The sequence below is a fragment of the Yeosuana aromativorans genome, from assembly GCF_014646655.1.
Taxonomy (GTDB): Bacteria; Bacteroidota; Bacteroidia; order Flavobacteriales; family Flavobacteriaceae; genus Yeosuana; species Yeosuana aromativorans.
The window spans coordinates 651,407-667,558 of record NZ_BMNR01000001.1 but is presented as its reverse complement, the minus strand read 5'-3'; the positions used below and the strand labels follow the sequence as shown (position 1 = coordinate 667,558).

The following is a 16,152-nucleotide window of genomic DNA, read 5'->3' as shown; positions in this document are numbered from 1 at the left end:
GAAACCTAAAAGTTACATAATGCAATACATTGCAAATTCGCCAGAAGATTATGTTGGACAACTACCGCAGGAACGGCAAATGGTTATCAATAAGTTGCGTAAAACCATAAAGGCCAATCTCCCGAAAGGGTTTCACGAAACTGTTAGCTACGGTATGATTGGATATGTGGTACCACACTCAATATATCCAAATGGTTATCATTGCACCCCAGAACTGCCATTGCCATTTTTAAGTATTGCCTCACAAAAAAATTCTGTTAATATTTACCATAGTGGTATTTATGTCAAAAATGAGATTCAAGATTGGTTTGTTTCAGAATTCCCAAAGTACAGTAAACGCAGGTTGGATATGGGCAAATGCTGTATCCGATTTAAAAACATTGAAGACATCCCCTATGAATTAATAGGACAGCTGGCTTCAAAAATGACAGTAGATGAATGGATTACCATTTATGAATCAAACATAAAAAAATAGTAGATCAACCAATAAAACCATAACCATGAAATTAGGAGCCTTTTCAGCAAGTCTTAGTGTCAAGGACATTAAGGCATCAAAACAATTTTACGAAACCTTGGGATTTAGTGTGTATGCAGGGCAGATGGAAAAAAACTATCTTATCATGAAAAACGGCAATGCACTCATTGGATTGTTCCAAGGCATGTTTGAAAACAATATCTTAACCTTTAATCCAGGTTGGGATGAAAATGCCAACAAAGTAGAACCTTTTGATGATGTGAGAAGCATTCAGAGGAATTTAAAGGAAAACAATATTAAATTAGAAAGGGAAGCTGACGAAAACACGTCTGGACCTGCTAGTATTGTAATGTTTGATCCTGACGGAAATACCATACTTATAGACCAACATGTTTAACTTTTACACGAGAAAATGAAAAATAGAGTTACCGGAATAGGCGGATTGTTTTTTAAGACCAAAGATCCAAAAGCCACCATGGCATGGTATAAAAAACATTTAGGGTTTAACACCAATGATTATGGATGTACTTTTTTATGGAAAGACAAAGACGGAAAGGAATGCGCAACACAATGGAGTCCGTTTCCCGAAGACACCAAGTATTTTGAGCCTTCAAAAAAAGATATTATGGTTAACTATCGAGTTGAAAATTTGGAGGAACTATTAAAAACCTTAAAGGCTGAGGGGGTTACCGTTATTGGAGATATGGAAACATATGATTATGGAAAATTTGGATGGATACTAGATAACGACGGCAATAAAATAGAACTTTGGGAACCTTAGACACGCCATTTTCGTAATTTTGATTTATAAATTCCATAAACTTTATTCCATTTGACTTATCTAGAAATTCTCCAATCCTACCAGTTATCAGCATTACAGTGGATTGCAGTTGGCACAGCTGTTTTTTTATTAGGTTTATCAAAAGCCGGCATAAAAGGTATTGGCATCATTATAGTTGTGATTTTGGCATTTGTTTTTGGAGAAAAGGAATCTACAGGCGTGCTGCTTCCTATGTTGATTAGTGCTGATATTTTAGCGGTTATCTATTACAATCGGCATGCACAGTGGAAATATATCTTTAAGTTATTGCCCATGATGATAGTCGGCGTTTTGGTAGGCGTTTGGTTGGGAAACGATATTTCTGAAATGCTTTTTAAAAGACTCATGGCTATTATTATCATTGGCTCGGTCATTCTTATGTTTATCTCAGAAAACAGAAAATCAACCAAGATTCCCAATAATAAATTGTTTTCATGGATTACGGGATTTTTAACGGGCTTTACCACAATGATTGGAAATTTAGCAGGCCCCGTATCAAACCTGTATTTTTTGACCATGCGGTTTCCAAAAAATGAGTTTATTGGCACAGCAGCCTGGTTGTTTTTTATCATCAATCTATTTAAACTGCCTTTTCACATTCTTATTTGGAAAACGGTTACTGTAGAATCACTTGTTTTAAATTCGGTATTGGTTCCTATTGTGATTCTTGGTTTTTTTATAGGTGTTTCCATTGTAAAGTTGATTTCAAATGTAAATTATAGGCGATTTATTTTAATAGTAACAGCCATTGGGGGTATCATCTTGTTCTTTAGATAGCCATTGTATGCTGTTTTTTTATTACTTTTAATGGTCAAACCAAATTATAACCAATCATGGCAGAAGAAAAAAACGAAACAGACGACCTTAAAAATAAGGCCAAAGAATTTGCAGACGAAGCCAAAGAATCGGCTTCAGAATTTACAGAAAATGCTAAGGAAACCTTTACGGGGAACAACAAAAAAATATTGGCAGGTGTTCTGGCCATTATTTTAGGAGTTTTTGGAATCCATAAATTTGTGTTGGGATATACTAAAGAAGGTATTATTATCCTTGTAATTACCTTGATACTGGGCATCCTTACCTGTGGAATGGCAGGCTGGGTGATGAGTGTTTTAGGCTTAATTGAAGGGATTATTTACCTCACCAAATCAGATGAGGAGTTTTACAATACCTATCAAGTAGGTAAAAAGCCCTGGTTTTAATAAAAAATGGAAAAAACAAAAAAGCCCGAAATTAAATTTCGGGCTTTTTTTTCTTAATCCTCTCCGTTATTCTCCATAAACTTCCGTTCCAGCTCGGCTTGGAATTCTTCCATCACGGGTTTCACGGTACTTTCGGGCAAATCGGCAATTTTAATGTACATTAAGCCATCAACCGAATTGTTAAACAAAGGGTCTACGTTAAAGGCTACCAAACGAGCATTTTGTTTAATGTATTTTTTTAAGAGTACAGGCAGGCGCAATGCTCCTGGTTCTATTTCGTCAATTATTTTATCAAACTTATTGAGGTCGGCTTCGGTTTCATCAAACACAAAATCCTTATCGGCATCTTTAAGCTTGACTTTAAACTCCTTTTTTGGGTGCACATACTGCGCAATGTACGGGTCGTAGTAATGTGATTTCATAAACTCAATCATCAACGATTTAGAGAATTTTGAAAACTGGTTACTAATGCTCACGCCGCCAATTAAATATTTATGCTCTGGAAAACGAAGGGTTGTATGTACAATACCTTTCCAAAGTAAAAATAACGGCATTGGTTTTTGTTGGTAGTCTTTTATGATGAAGGCACGACCCATTTCAATGGATTGGCTCATCATTTTATGCAATTCGGGTTCAAACCTAAATAAGTCTTGCAGATAAAAACCATCAATGCCAAAACGCGCAAAAATCCTGGAACCCAATCCCATTCGGTATGCGCCAACAATTAATTTGGCCTCATCGTCCCAAAGGAACATGTGGTGGTAATAGGTGTCAAATTGGTCTAGGTCAATGGATTCGTTGGTGCCCTCGCCTACTTCCCTAAAAGTAATTTCACGCAACCTTCCAATCTCTCTCAGAATGTTTGGAATGTTATCGGCTTTGGCCAAAAACACTTCATAGTTTTTACTTTGTAACAACCTACAGTCTTTATCTCGAAGTGCGTTGACCTCTTTGGTCATTAGCTCTTTTGAGATAGGAGTTACGATGCGTTTGGGTATTTTCGTGACCTTGAGCGTTGATGAGAGATTATCAAAAATTTTAAATTTATCTTCAAATGAATTGGAAAGCATATAGGTTTTTCGTCGTAAAAAATCACAGAACTCTTCAAGGGTTGCATGTTCTTTTTGGTCGGCAACCGAAATGGGCCTTCCTATTCTTACTTTTATAATTCGGCGTTTTTGGGTTAATAGTTCCGAAGGCAATTTGGCGGTTCTTAACGTATCACTTATTTTGGATAGTTTATAAAACAACCGACTGTTTTTTGCATGAAAGTAGATAGGAACCACGGGCACTTCGGCTTTTTTAACCAATTTCATGGCAGCTTCTTCCCAAGGTCTGTCAACCACAAGTTTTCCGTCGCGATAGGTTGATACTTCCCCTGCAGGGAAAATTCCAAGCGGATGTCCTTCTTTTAAATGCAATAAGGCGTTTTTAAAACCAGTAATACTGGACTTAGCATCTTTTCTGTCTTCAAATGGGTTAACAGGCATGATGTAAGGTTTTAATGGTTCTATGCGGTGCAATAAAAAGTTGGCTATAATTTTAAAATCCTGGCGCTGTTCAAGCATGAGCTTTAATAGCAAAATACCATCAATACCGCCTAACGGATGATTGGAAATGGTGATATAGGGACCTTCTTTGGGTAGGCGTTTTAAATCTTCTTCGGGGATTTCAAATTTTATTTCAAAATCATCTAGAATACTGTTTAAAAAAGTAAGGTTTTCAAGATGCTTATTTTTTTTGTAAATTCTATTGAGTGTGGATATTTTGAGCAACTTCATGAGCAGCCAACCTAAAAAGGTTCCAATAAAGCCATAGCCATCAACATTTATTACTTTGGCTATTTCTTTAGCAGAGACTAATCCTACATCAACTTTTTTGGTCATACCTACAAACCTAATCATTTTTTTTATTTTATACACTCAAATAACAGAGCAAACACATGGTTAAAGTTGTTAAAAAGACAGACTAGGCAACATTATAATTACTTATTTTGTTACAATTTGGATGGTTCCTTGTGTTAACTGCTTGAGCAAAATAGTTTTACCTTGTTCTAGCTGCTGAATAGCAGTTTCGTTATAGTTTCTGATAGTATAAAGCGATACGTTTTCATGACAGGTAACCTTGAATTTGGCTTTTAAATGCTGCAATAATTTATCTAGGTTTTTATAGATATTATCAACACACACCGAAAAACTAATGGCCGAATTTTGGATGACATCAACTTTCATTTTATATAAATGCAACAAGCCAAAAATCTCGCTAATATTTTCTTCAACTATATAGGAAAAGTCTAAAGAAGACAGTGAAATCAACACCTGATTTTTTTTGACTATAAAACAAGGAATATTGGGTTTTAAGGGGACGCCCTTACCAACTTTTGTTCCTGGGGCTTCAGGATTCAAAAAAGATTTTACAAACAACGGAATTTCTTTTCTTTGTAAGGGTTGTAGTGTTTTTGGATGAATAACAGAGGCACCATAAAAAGCCAGCTCAATGGCTTCTCTGTAAGATATGTTATGAAGCAGTTGGGCATTTTCAAAATATCGTGGGTCAGCATTCAATACACCTGGAACATCTTTCCAAATGGTAACACTTTCGGCATTCAGGCAATAGGCAAAAATAGCGGCCGTATAATCACTGCCCTCTCTGCCAAGCGATGTGGTAAAGTTATTGGAATCACTACCCAAAAAACCTTGGGTTATATTTAAGTTTGCGGTGTTAAATTGAGAACTTATTAAGCGTTGAGTCTCATCCCAATTGACGTTTGCCCTTCTGTAATAAGTATCGGTTTTTATATAGTCTCTTACATCCAACCAATTGTTTTTTAATCCAATGTCATTTAAATAATGGCTTATTATGGTTGTGGAAACCAATTCACCATAACCGATTATTTGGTCATATACAAAATTATAATCGGGTGATTTGTTACTGTTTAAAAACCGATTCAATTCATCAAATAAATTGGACACATTTTTAAAAACCGCTGTATCCTCATTCTCAAATAAGTCCAAAAGAATGGCATTGTGATATTTTTTTACATCCTGTAACGAACTTTGCAATTCACTTTTGTTATCAAAGTAGTTGTTGATTACCACTTCCAAGGCGTTTGTTGTTTTTCCCATGGCAGAAACCACTATCAAGGTCTTTGCGTAACCAACTTTTTGCAAAACCGATGCTAAATTTTTAACACCATTGGCATCTTTTATTGAAGCACCTCCAAATTTAAATACTTGCATGTTATAATTTTGAAATGTAATTTTTAATGCCTTGCTCATCTAAATGTACAACGTTCCAATCACGCATTACATTAGCACCTTTTTTTTCATAAAAAACAATGGCGGGCTCATTCCAGTCCAGTACTTCCCAATTAATCCGTTTCACTCCCAAATGATGGGCGTATTTAACAACTTCATCCAACAAAGCAGATCCAATACCTGAACCTCTCATAGCTTCGCTAACTATTAAATCCTCAAGGTGTATTGTTTTGCCTTTCCAAGTAGAATAGCGTTGGTAAACCAAAGCCATGCCTTCAATTTTATTATTTACTTCTGCAACAAAACAATGGAAAGCCGGATTGTTGCCAAAACCGTCTTGCTCTAAATCGTCCACGGTAACTTCAACGGCATCGGGTTCTTTTTCAAATACGGCCAATTCATTAATAAGCTTTAATACCTGAGGCATATCATTTTTAACGGCATCTCTAATTGTAAAAGTCATATTTTGAAATTTGATTCAAAGATAACGTAAAGTTCGTTATATAAATATGGCATTATTGCACTAAAACGTTGTAGTTCATTTAAAAAAGGTAGATATTTGCACAAACAAATCAACAGTATTCATGGCCAATAAAAAACAAACATTAGGTGAATTTATTATAGAAAACCAAGCTGCTTTTAAGTATTCATCAGGGGAATTGTCAAGTCTTATCAATTCTATTCGCTTAGCGGCAAAAGTAGTGAACCATGAGGTTAATAAAGCCGGATTAGTTGATATTATTGGAGCTGCCGGCGATGTTAATATTCAAGGTGAAGACCAACAAAAACTGGATGTGTATGCCAATGAGAAGTTTATTCAAACGCTTACCAATAGAAATATAGTTTGTGGCATTGCCAGCGAGGAAGAAGATGATTTCATTTCTATTAACAGTCAAGACGAGAACCATCAAAATAAATATGTTGTTTTGATAGATCCTTTGGATGGGTCTTCAAATATTGATGTAAATGTATCGGTGGGGACTATTTTTTCCATTTACAGGAGGGTAACACCCATTGGAACACCCGTTACCATTGAGGATTTTTTACAGAGAGGGAATCAACAAGTGGCTGCAGGTTATGTGGTTTATGGAACGTCTACGATGCTTGTTTACACTACCGGTCATGGTGTGAATGGGTTTACACTTAACCCTGCCATTGGAACATTTTATTTGTCACACCCCAACATGCAATTCCCAGAAAACGGCCATATTTATTCAGTAAATGAAGGAAATTATATCCATTTTCCACAAGGCATAAAAAACTATATAAAATATTGCCAAAAAGAAGAAGGGGACAGACCATATACATCAAGATATATTGGGTCTTTGGTGTCAGATTTCCATAGAAATATGATAAAAGGCGGTGTTTATCTGTATCCAAAGAGCTCCTTAAATTCCAATGGTAAATTGCGGTTGTTGTATGAATGTAACCCGATGGCTTTTCTTGCCGAGCAGGCTAACGGAAAAGCAAGTGATGGGTTTACAAGGATTTTGGATATACAACCAACAGAACTACACGAGCGTGTTCCGTTTGTTTGCGGAAGTAAAAATATGGTTGAAAAAGTTGAGGAATTTATGAGAGACGCACAATAAAAAAGCGGCATTGCCTTTTAAATCAATACCGCTTTTAGACGTTTTCTTTTTCAATTTATTTTCTAGTGATTATTCAAAAAAAGTAACGGCACCCGTGTTAATGTCATACATGGCGCCAATAATCATGATGTCTCCATTTTTTTCCATATCACTAAGTACAGGACTTTCGGCATGAATTCTATCAATAGTTAATTGAACGTTCATTTTTGATACATTATCAACAAATTCCTGATTTTTGGAATTCCTTAAACTGGAATCCATGGGTTCTTTAACCGCTTTTACAGCAGGTTTTATTTTGCTAAGCATGGCGGTTAAATTTCCAAGTTTGGCGTCATCGCAGGCTCCTTTTATGGCGCCACAACTGGTGTGGCCCAAAACAACAATGAGTTTTGTGCCGGCCAGTTTACAAGCAAACTCCATGCTTCCAAGGATGTCTTCGTTTACAAAATTACCGGCTATCCTAACACTAAAAATATCGCCCAGACCTTGGTCAAAAACCAACTCGGCCGATACCCTTGAGTCGATACAGCTTAAAATGGTTGCAAACGGAAATTGACCGTCACTGGTATCGTTAACTTGTTCCAGTAAATTCCTATTGGCTTTTAAATTGTTTTGAAATCTTTGATTTCCTTCTTTTAAAAATTGTAATGACTTTTGAGGCGTCATGGTTGCCTGTGTTTCTCTTGTATGTGCTTTCATGTGTTTTTTAACTTAAACTTAATGTTGATTTTGGTCTTTCCTTGAAGAAGCCAATAAAACTTGGTGGATTTTCTACAACACCGCGTTTTGATACTAACTTGATATCAATGTTACGTTCTTTTGCTTTAAATGCAAAATCATCTAGAATTTCTATAATATCGTGGTCTAAATATCTGGTTTTCATCAAATTTATTTCTAAATAAGTATCTATTGGAAGACGTTCCAATTCCTTTAAAATAGCACCTTTGTTAAAAAAGGTGACTTCTTCGGCAAGCGTCATTTTTATTTTGTGCTTTCCATTGCTTTTATCCTCAATATGAAGAAAATGCGAATTTTGATAACTTTTTAGAAGGATGACCACAACACCAACCAAAAGCCCTAAACTAATTCCGACAAGTAAATCTGTAAAGATAATCCCTATTACGGTAACAAAAAAGGGAATGGATTGTTTCCAACCCAATCCATACATTTTTTTGAACAAGGACGGTTTGGCCAATTTATAACCAACCACCAATAAGATGGCAGCCAAAACAGATAATGGAATCATGTTGAGTAACCTTGGAATTAAGATAACCGATATCAATAAAAGAAACCCATGAAATATAGCCGAAAACTTGGTTCGTCCACCGGATTGAATATTGGCAGAACTTCTAACAATGACTTGTGTAATGGGTAATCCACCAACTAGTCCTGAAATGATGTTGCCTGTTCCTTGGGCCAATAGCTCCCTGTTTGTTGGGGTCACATTTTTGTGTGGGTCTAATTTATCGGTTGCTTCAACACATAAAAGTGTTTCTAAACTGGCAACTAGCGCAATGGTAAAAGCCGTAATCCATATCTCAGGGTTTGTAATAGCATTAAAATTAGGAAAACTAAATTGGTTTAAGAATGATATGGCATCTTCTGGAATAGGGACACTTACCAAATGAGTTGGAGAAATCCCCCAAATTGTATTTGTTTGTGTTAAGGCATAAAAAACAATTCCAATAATAACAGCCACTAATGGTCCTTGAATAACCTGAAAAAACTTGTGCTTTTTAGATAGAACTTTATCCCAAAAAATTAAGATACCTAGACCAATTAAACCAATTAAAGCCGAACCTGGTTTGATGTAGTTAATCATATTGATTAATTCCGAAAAGGAATTTTCACCATCAATTTGTATGAATGACCAAGACCCTTCTGGATTGCCATCATACCCAAAAAAATGAGGAATTTGCTTTAAAATAATGATGATACCAATACCGGTTAACATCCCTTTTATAACAGAAGATGGGAAATAGTAGCCTATAACACCTGCTTTTAAAACTCCAAATATCAGTTGGATGATGCCTCCCAACACGACAGCTACTAAAAAGTTTTCATAACCACCCAATGTTCCAATGGCGGTTAAGACTATGGCTGCCAAACCTGCGGCAGGACCGCTAACACCAATTTTTGAGCCACTCAATGAGCCCACGACAATACCTCCGATAATTCCGGCTATAACTCCTGAGAATAATGGAGCGCCACTAGCCAAAGCAATACCTAAACATAACGGTAATGCTACAAAAAAGACGACTATACTCGCTGGCAAGTCATTTTTAATATATTTAAACATATTATAATAATTTTATGCATTTAGAAAAAATCTAAATGTTGTTAAAAATTTAAAAGTTGAGCTTTAATAAAGCTGATAGAATTATAATATGCGAAGTTCCGGTGGCGGAGAGATAAGGTTTAAGTGTGGTTTGGGATAAGTTTTGTGCTGATACCCAGAATATTGTTTGTTAGGTGAAACGAAGAAATTTTCTAACTCACTAAACCCTTTTGTCAAGGTTAATTTAAAGGTTTGACTTTCTTCTTCTGTAATACCATAAAATATGGACGTATCAACAGAATCATCAATAGCAACAATTATTGATGGGGCTGAAATAAGCGCCATAAACAATACAGTTAGTAAGATTGCTATTGTGTTTTTTTTCATTATTATTTAATCAAGACGGCAAATTTACTGCTTTATAAAAACAAAGTTGTTAAAAAAAATTAAAACTTCTCAAACAGCGGTATTATACGCTTGCAAGTTTTTGTTGTAAAGCCTAGAGTGTTTAAACCCTAGGCAAATCGTTGTCATCTTTTAAAGGCAAATTAGAATGCCCCATTAAATAGGAGTCTACATGATGGGCAGCCTGTCTGCCTTCAGAAATAGCCCAAACAATTAATGATTGACCTCTGCGCATATCTCCAGCTACAAAAATACCAGGCACGTTGGTCATATAATTTTTGATATTAGATTTGATATTTGTCCTAAAATCTGTTTCTAAACCAAGTTGCTCAACAAGTGTGGTTTCAGCTCCGGTAAACCCAAGTGCCAATAAAACCAAATCACAATCCCAATGCTTTTCAGTGTTTGGTATTTCTTTTAATTGAGGACGTTCGCCATCTTTAAATACCCATTCCACTTCAGTAGTGATCAACCCTGTTAAATTACCGTCTTTATCACCTAAAAATTCCTTGGTTGAAATACTAAAAAAGCGTTCTACACCTTCTTTGTGGGATGAGCTGGTACGTAAACGCATAGGCCAGTAAGGCCATGGCTGATTCGCCGGCCTTCCTGTGGTTGGCTTTGGAAGAATCTCAAAATTGGTCACGGATTTTGCGCCATGACGATTGGATGTTCCTATACAGTCTGATCCTGTGTCACCACCACCAATAACAATAACATGTTTGTCTTTGGCCGTTAAAACTTCATCAAAATCAGTGATACCACTAACACGTTGATTATTTTGTTTTAAAAAGTCCATGGCTTGATGCACGCCTTTTAAATGCGCGCCTTTTATAGGAATGCCACGTCTTACAGTTGCACCACCACATAACACAATGGCATCAAACTCATTTTTAAGTGTTTCAACACTAATGTTTTTCCCAACATGGGCATTGGTTTTAAAGGTAATACCTTCTTCTTCTAAAACGGCCACACGTCTATCAATAACGTGTTTTTCCATTTTAAAATCGGGAATTCCAAAACGCAATAAACCGCCTACTTTGGCATCCCGTTCAAAAACGGTTACTAAATGACCAGCTCTATTGAGTTGTTGGGCAGCCGCCAAGCCTGATGGTCCAGAACCTATTACGGCAACCGATTTGCCTGTTCTGGTCTGCGGAGGTTGTGCCGTAATCCAACCTTCTTTAAAGGCGGTTTCAACAATATTTTTTTCAATGTTTTCAATGGTAACAGGGTCTTCATTGATGCCAAGCACACAAGCTTCTTCACAAGGAGCTGGGCATAATCTCCCCGTGAATTCTGGGAAATTATTGGTTGAGTGCAAAATTTTAGCAGCCTCTTTCCATTTGCCTTTGTAAACATTATCATTGAAATCTGGTATTAAATTCCCTAGTGGACAACCACTATGACAAAAGGGGATACCGCAGTCCATACATCTAGCACCTTGGTTTTTAAGGGCTTTTTCTTCCATTGGAATGGTAAATTCCTTGTAGTTGTTGACCCTGTTTTCAACAGGCTCATACTGTTCTACTTCTCTTTCATATTCCAAAAATCCTGTGATCTTTCCCATAGTCTTAAAGTGTTATAAGATTTTCTTTTTCTAATCTGATTAAAGCTTGTCTGTATTCCTCTGGAAGCACTTTGATGAATTTTGGTAATTCAGCCTCCCATTTTTCCAAGATGCGCTGTGCCAACGGACTTAATGTAGCATTGTAATGATTTTCTATTAAGCCTTTTAATGTTGCAATATCCTCCGTTTCGGTAACTGGATCAAGGTTTAAGCCTTCAGTATTGCAATGTTTTTTGAAGGTCTTGTTAGTATCATAGACATAGGCAATACCACCACTCATACCGGCACCAAAATTACGGCCTACTTCTCCAAGAATAACAGCAGTTCCTCCGGTCATATATTCACAACCATGGTCACCAATACCTTCAACAACGGCTTTAGCCCCTGAGTTTCTTACACAGAAACGTTCCCCTGCTTTTCCATTGATATAGGCTTCACCAGCAGTGGCTCCATATAAGGCCACGTTTCCAACAATGACGTTTTTCTCAGGAACAATGGTTGCTTCTTCAGGAACTTTGATGATTAATTTCGCACCAGACAACCCTTTCCCTAAATAATCATTGGTGTTACCGCTAACCACTAGGGTAAGGCCATGTGTTGAGAAGGCTCCAAAACTTTGACCAGCAGACCCTGTAAAGTTTATTTTTAAGGTGTTTTCAGGTAAGCCTTGTGCACCATAAATCTTAGAAATTTCATTACTTAAAATGGCTCCCGTGGTTCTGTCCATGTTGCATATCTTGAAATCCAAAACGGTTTTTTCTTTTCTGAAAAGAGCCGGATGTGCTTTATTTATAATTTTAAAATCCAACGATTTTTCCATATGATGATCCTGCTTCTCTGTATTGTATAATTTGGTATTAGGAGCAACCGGAACTCTATGTAAAATAGGTGTTAAATCAATACCTAAAGCCTTATAATGTTCAATGGCATTATTTCTATTGAGTTTTTGAACTTGGCCGACCATTTCGTTAACGGTTCTAAATCCAAGTTTTGCCATAATTTCACGCAACTCCTGTGCTACAAAATACATGAAGTTAACAACGTGTTCTGGTTTGCCCTCAAATTTTTTGCGCAATTCTGGGTTTTGAGTGGCAATACCAACAGGGCATGTATTTAAGTGGCATACACGCATCATGATACAGCCTGACGCTACCAAAGGCGCTGTGGCAAAGCCAAATTCTTCGGCCCCAAGCAAGCAAGCAATCGCAACGTCACGCCCAGTTTTTAACTGGCCATCACATTCTAAAACCACACGATTTCTTAAATCGTTCATCACCAAGGTTTGTTGTGCTTCAGCCAGGCCTAATTCCCAAGGCAATCCAGCATGTTTAAGCGATGTTAATGGAGATGCACCGGTACCACCATCGTGACCTGAAATTAAAATCACGTCAGCTTTTGCTTTTGAAACCCCAGCAGCAACTGTACCTACTCCAACTTCTGAAACCAGTTTCACATTGATTCTGGCATCACGATTGGCAGATTTTAAATCGTATATCAATTGTGATAAATCCTCAATGGAATAAATATCGTGATGAGGTGGTGGAGAAATCAGTCCTACGTATGGCGTTGAATTTCTTGTTTTGGCAATGCTTGGGTTTACTTTTGGTCCTGGTAATTGCCCACCTTCACCTGGCTTGGCTCCTTGAGCCATTTTAATTTGAATTTCTGAAGCATTGGTAAGGTAATTGGATGTGACTCCAAATCGGCCCGATGCCACTTGTTTTATGGCACTGTTTTTCCAATCGCCATTGGCATCTTTATAAAAGCGTTCTTCGTCTTCACCACCTTCTCCAGAGTTGCTTTTACCACCAATTCGGTTCATGGCCACTGCCAAATTCTCGTGTGCTTCTTTACTAATAGAGCCGTAAGACATGGCACCTGTTTTAAAACGCTTCACAATTTCTGTCCAAGGTTCCACCTCATCAATGGAAATAGGGTCGTAATTAGTGAATTGGAACAAGCCTCTAATGGTCATTAAATGCTTAGACTGGTTATTGATAAGTTCTGAATATTCTTTATAAGTATCAGGCTTATTGCTACGAACGGATTCCTGTAATTTGGCAACCGTTAATGGATTGAACATGTGTTGCTCACCATTACGTCTCCAGCGGTATTGACCACCGACTTCTAAATCTAAATCGGCTGCAATGTTACGTTCTTTATAAGCGTTTAAGTAGCGCTTGCTGATTTCTTTTTCAATTTCGTGCAAGCCTATTCCTTGTATTCTTGTTACGGTATTTGGGAAATATTTGTTGACCACATTCGTATTGATTCCTATACATTCAAACAATTGTGAACCACGATAGGAGTTAAGCGTTGAAATCCCTATTTTGTTCATCACTTTTAAGATGCCTTTTCCAACTGCTTTATTATAGTTTTCTACAGCTTCTTGAGTATCAATAGTGGTATCTAATTCTGTGATTTTATTTTCAATGATTTCATTAACCATATATGGATTGATGGCACTGGCACCATAGCCAAACAATAATGCAAAATGATGGACTTCACGAGGCTCGGCCGACTCCACAATGATGCTTACTTTAGAGCGTTTTCCTAAAGTTCTTAATGCACTATTAACATAAGAACATGCTAAAAGCGTTGGAATCGGGGCCATGGTTTCATTAACGCCTCTGTCAGATAAGATTACAATATTGGTACCTTCATCAATAGCTTTTGAAACGGAAGAAAGTGTTTCTTCCAAGGCTTCCTCTAACCCATTATGTCCTTTTTTTACTTCGTATAAAATGGGGATGGAAGTAACTTTAAAGTTTGGATTTTGATAGCTTTTTATTTTATCTAAATCTTGTTTTGAAATAACAGGATTTTTAATTTTTAATTTTTTACAATGATCTTCATTAAGGTCAAAGATATTAGAGTCACTGCCCAAGGTCAAACTGATATCAGTGATAAGCTCTTCACGAATACCATCAAGTGGTGGGTTTGTAACTTGCGCAAATAACTGTTTGAAGTAGTTGTATATAAGTTGAGGTCTATCAGACAGAACCGCTAGCGGCGTGTCGCTTCCCATGGATCCAATAGGTTCTTTCCCCCCTTGGGCCATTGGTAAAATAATGGTCTTGATGTCTTCTTCTGTATAACCGAAAATAACTTGTCTTTTCAGTAAGTTTTCTTCGTTAAAGAATACTGGACAATCATTATAAGGAATATCTTTAAGATGTACCAAGTTCTTATCCAGCCACTTTTTATATGGATGTCTAGTAGCGATTTCCTCTTTAATTTCTTCATCGTTTACAATACGGCCTTCGTTCATGTCAACCAAGAACATTTTACCGGGCTCTAATCGGCCGTGATATTCCACGTTTTTAGGCTCAATTTCTATAACACCGGTTTCTGAGGACATGATAACATAACCGCTTTTTGTAACGGTGTATCTTGATGGACGCAAACCATTTCTGTCCAGTACAGCACCAATATAATTACCATCGGTGAATGGGATAGAAGCGGGGCCATCCCAAGGTTCCATCAAACATGAGTTAAACTCATAGAACGCCTTTTTGGCTTCAGACATCTCTGGATTTTTTTCCCAAGCTTCAGGAATGAGCATCATCATCACTTCAGGCAATGAACGTCCGGTCATGAGTAACAATTCAACAACCATATCCATAGAAGCAGAATCTGATTTTCCAGGAAGCACTATTGGTAATATGTTTTTGATATCCTCCCCAAACCAATCGCTTTTCATCAGTTCTTGCCGAGAAAACATTCTGGCCACATTTCCTCTTAAGGTATTGATTTCACCATTATGGCACATATATCTAAAAGGTTGTGCCAAATCCCAGGTTGGGAAGGTGTTTGTTGAGAAACGTTGATGCACCAATGCAAGTCTGGTAACAAATAGCGGATCGGTTAAATCCTTGTAGAACAATTTAATGTCTTCTGGCACCAATAATCCTTTATAGATGATGATTTTGGTTGATAAACTAGGAAGGTAGAAAAATGAACTCTCAGAAAGTTTAGAGCCATATATTTCATGTTCTGCTTTTTTTCTGGCGATGAACAATTTTAAATTAAACTCAAAATCATCTTGTTTAGAAGATTCTTTTCCAACAAATACTTGTTTAACATAGGGTTGAGTTTTGGCGGCTAATTCACCTAACACTGAAACATCAACGGGAACATCTCTCCAGCCCAAAACATGAAGGCCTTGTTCTTTAATATGTTTTTCAAAAACATTGATACAAAACGTTTGTTGGTTTTCTCTTTTTGGCAAGAACACGTTGCTCACGGCATAGCTTCCTGGCTTAGGTAATTTAAAACTGCAGTTTTCTTTAAAAAAATCATGAGGGATATCTATTAAAATACCAGCACCATCACCCGTTTTGCCATCTGAACTTACGGCACCTCTGTGTTCTAATTTTTCAAGAATTTCCAGAGCTTTATGGATAATGTCATTAGACTTTATTCCTTTTAAACTACAAATAAAGCCAGCACCACAGTTATCGTGTTCAAATTCTGGCAAATACATTCCTTGTTTCTTCAACATAATCAACAAATTTTGGTTTGAAATCCTACTTTTCAAAGCGAATATATGC

The 16,152-nt window shown here is 36.9% G+C and carries 14 protein-coding genes; 6 read left to right on the top strand and 8 right to left on the bottom strand.

What is annotated here, in order from left to right; all coding sequences use genetic code 11:
- The first annotated feature begins 19 nt into the window (after positions 1–19).
- From IEW94_RS02670 to IEW94_RS02650, 5 genes are read left to right on the top strand one after another with little or no spacing between them, the layout of a single operon-like run.
- Positions 20–475, top strand: a complete 456-nt coding sequence (locus tag IEW94_RS02670) for a DUF1801 domain-containing protein (protein ID WP_188649711.1) — start codon at positions 20–22, stop codon at positions 473–475.
- 25 nt (positions 476–500) lie between these two features.
- The gene (locus tag IEW94_RS02665; protein WP_188649710.1) at positions 501–872 is read left to right on the top strand and encodes a VOC family protein; all 372 of its coding nucleotides are present in this window, start codon (positions 501–503) and stop codon (positions 870–872) included.
- 15 nt (positions 873–887) lie between these two features.
- Positions 888–1,256: a VOC family protein gene (locus IEW94_RS02660; protein ID WP_188649709.1), complete on the top strand. Its 369-nt coding sequence runs from the start codon at positions 888–890 to the stop codon at positions 1,254–1,256.
- 51 nt (positions 1,257–1,307) lie between these two features.
- Entirely contained in the window at positions 1,308–2,072 is a 765-nt protein-coding gene (locus IEW94_RS02655) for a sulfite exporter TauE/SafE family protein (protein WP_188649708.1), read from the top strand.
- 56 nt (positions 2,073–2,128) lie between these two features.
- The gene (locus IEW94_RS02650; protein ID WP_188649707.1) at positions 2,129–2,497 is read left to right on the top strand and encodes an NINE protein; all 369 of its coding nucleotides are present in this window, start codon (positions 2,129–2,131) and stop codon (positions 2,495–2,497) included.
- Between the two features lie 53 nt (positions 2,498–2,550).
- Here the strand turns inward: IEW94_RS02650 and IEW94_RS02645 are convergent, their stop codons facing one another.
- From IEW94_RS02645 to IEW94_RS02635, 3 genes are all read right to left on the bottom strand, one after another.
- Positions 2,551–4,383 carry a GNAT family N-acyltransferase gene (locus IEW94_RS02645; RefSeq protein ID WP_188649976.1) on the bottom strand — a complete coding sequence of 611 codons (1,833 nt, stop codon included), beginning with the start codon at positions 4,381–4,383 and terminating at the stop codon, positions 2,551–2,553.
- Positions 4,384–4,485: 102 nt separating this feature from the next.
- Complete coding sequence (locus tag IEW94_RS02640) at positions 4,486–5,736, bottom strand: aspartate kinase (RefSeq protein WP_188649706.1); 1,251 nt, start codon at positions 5,734–5,736, stop codon at positions 4,486–4,488.
- Position 5,737: 1 nt separating this feature from the next.
- Positions 5,738–6,217, bottom strand: a complete 480-nt coding sequence (locus IEW94_RS02635) for a GNAT family N-acetyltransferase (protein WP_188649705.1) — start codon at positions 6,215–6,217, stop codon at positions 5,738–5,740.
- 121 nt (positions 6,218–6,338) lie between these two features.
- Here IEW94_RS02635 and fbp point away from each other — a divergent pair, with 121 nt between their 5' ends.
- Entirely contained in the window at positions 6,339–7,346 is a 1,008-nt protein-coding gene (gene fbp, locus IEW94_RS02630) for a class 1 fructose-bisphosphatase (protein WP_188649704.1), read from the top strand.
- Between the two features lie 69 nt (positions 7,347–7,415).
- Here fbp and IEW94_RS02625 read toward each other — a convergent pair whose 3' ends face one another.
- The 5 genes from IEW94_RS02625 to gltB all read right to left on the bottom strand — a co-directional run bounded on the left by IEW94_RS02625 (position 7,416) and on the right by gltB (position 16,103).
- Positions 7,416–8,045: a carbonic anhydrase family protein gene (locus tag IEW94_RS02625; RefSeq protein ID WP_188649703.1), complete on the bottom strand. Its 630-nt coding sequence runs from the start codon at positions 8,043–8,045 to the stop codon at positions 7,416–7,418.
- A 7-nt stretch (positions 8,046–8,052) separates the two neighbouring features.
- The gene (locus tag IEW94_RS02620; protein ID WP_188649702.1) at positions 8,053–9,645 is read right to left on the bottom strand and encodes a SulP family inorganic anion transporter; all 1,593 of its coding nucleotides are present in this window, start codon (positions 9,643–9,645) and stop codon (positions 8,053–8,055) included.
- Positions 9,646–9,726: 81 nt separating this feature from the next.
- Complete coding sequence (locus IEW94_RS02615) at positions 9,727–9,969, bottom strand: hypothetical protein (RefSeq protein ID WP_229669422.1); 243 nt, start codon at positions 9,967–9,969, stop codon at positions 9,727–9,729.
- Between the two features lie 163 nt (positions 9,970–10,132).
- Positions 10,133–11,599, bottom strand: coding sequence for a glutamate synthase subunit beta (locus IEW94_RS02610; protein ID WP_188649700.1), 1,467 nt, complete (start codon positions 11,597–11,599; stop codon positions 10,133–10,135).
- Positions 11,600–11,603: 4 nt separating this feature from the next.
- Positions 11,604–16,103: a glutamate synthase large subunit gene (gltB, locus tag IEW94_RS02605; RefSeq protein WP_229669421.1), complete on the bottom strand. Its 4,500-nt coding sequence runs from the start codon at positions 16,101–16,103 to the stop codon at positions 11,604–11,606.
- Between the last annotated feature and the right edge of the window lie 49 nt (positions 16,104–16,152).